General features: G+C 69.0%; 2 protein-coding genes. Both read left to right on the top strand.

All coding sequences use genetic code 11. The features are described from left to right. Positions 1-219 (top strand): hypothetical protein (locus I8N67_RS43630; protein WP_234047103.1); only part of this gene is annotated, 219 nt, incomplete at its 5' end. Beyond that, positions 128-1,680 (top strand): ISL3 family transposase (locus I8N67_RS41355; protein ID WP_307835530.1); only part of this gene is annotated, 1,553 nt, incomplete at its 3' end. The genes I8N67_RS43630 and I8N67_RS41355, both read left to right, overlap by 92 nt.

The raw sequence follows: 1,680 nt of genomic DNA, 5'->3' as shown, positions 1-1,680 counted from the left end.
CAACCGATCATGAAATCCGGCTCTGGCGCTGATCTTGTGACGCTGTCGGTGTCGGTGGTGGCTGTGATCATGGGTGGCGTGTTCTTCGCGGAGTTTCGAGGTGTTGTTCCCTCATCTGGCTGGTGTCGTGGTGGAGTTGGTCGAGCGGGCTGCGGCCGGGTTGGTCACGATGCAGGCGCGGGCTCGCTCGGCGGGTGCGGAGTGTCCGCATTGCGGTAGTGCGTCGGGCCGGGTGCACGGCCGGTACCTGCGACGGCTCGCGGATGCCGCGGTCGGTGGCGCCGGTGTGGTGATCGAGCTGCTGGTGCGGCGGTTCAAGTGCGCGAACCCGGCGTGCCGGGCGGTGACGTTCGCCGAGCAGATCGCGGGGCTGACGAGCCCCCATGCCCGCTACTCGCCACTGGCTCGTGAGCAGTTGACCTCGATCGCTCTCGCGCTGGCCGGCCGCGCGGGTGCCCGTCTGGCCGGGGCGCTGGGCCTGCGCGTTGCCAAGGACACCCTGTTACGTCTGGTCCGCGCCACGCCGGAAGAACCCGTCGGAGAGATCCGCGTGCTCGGGGTCGACGATTTCGCCCTACGGAAGGGCGACTCGTACGCCACGATCCTGGTGGATCTGGAGAGGCGGCGCCCGGTGGACGTGCTGCCCGGCCGGGATGCCGAACCGCTGGCCGCCTGGCTGAAGGGCCATCCGGAAGTGGAGATCATTTGCCGGGACCGGGCCGGGGCTTACGCCGAGGGCGCCCGCAGCGGCGCCCCGCAAGCGGTGCAGGTCGCCGACGCCTGGCATTTGTGGCACAACCTCGGCGAGGCCGTCGAAAAGACCGTCGCCGCCCACCACGCCTGCGTCCGAACCGCGTTCGAGAACACCGTACCGGCCGCCCCGCCGACCAGCGACGACATCTGGCTGACGCCGCCGGCACCGGCTGCCGCGCTGCTCGACGTCTGCGGACGAGAGCGCCGACTGGTCACCCGGACCAGGGAACGCTACGCCGCCGTCCGACAGCTCCTCAATGACGGCAGCACGCTGGAGGAGATCTGCCGGACACTCCGGCTGGACCGATCCACCGTGCGCCGCTTCGCCCGCGCCACCAGCGTCGACGAGCTGCTGGTCAAAGCAACGAACCGGTCCACCATCCTGGACGAGTACATGCCCCACCTCCACCAGCGGTGGAACGAGGGCTGTCACAACAGTGCCCAACTCCACCAGGAAATTGTCGCCTTGGGCTTCGCCGGAAGCATCCAGACCGTCCGCCGCTACCTCCGCCCGTTCAAGGCCGCCACCGCCGCACCACCCGCGCGTCGCCCGGCTCCACGGCCCCGCCGCATCGTCCGCTGGATCACGACCGACCCCGGAAACCTGACAGCCGATGATGCCACCGATCTCAAGGAGATCCGGACCAGCTGCCCCGAACTCGACGCCGTCACCCACCACGTCCGCGACTTCGCCGCCATGATGCGTGACCTGCGGGGCGACCAACTGCCCGCCTGGATGGAGCGCGTCCTCGCCGACGACCTGCCCGCCCTGCACTCCCTGATCAACGGACTGAGCCGCGACATCGACGCCGTCACGGCCGGGCTCTCCACCCCCTGGAGCTCCGGCCAGGTCGAGGGACAGGTCACAAGGACGAAACTACTCAAAAGACAAGGGTATGGACGAGCCAATCTCGACTTCCTCCGCAA

Source organism: Streptomyces adelaidensis, assembly GCF_016598475.1.
Lineage (GTDB): Bacteria > Actinomycetota > Actinomycetes > Streptomycetales > Streptomycetaceae > Streptomyces > Streptomyces adelaidensis.
Note: the sequence above shows the minus strand (reverse complement) of the source record. Positions and strands in the feature narration are given on the sequence as shown.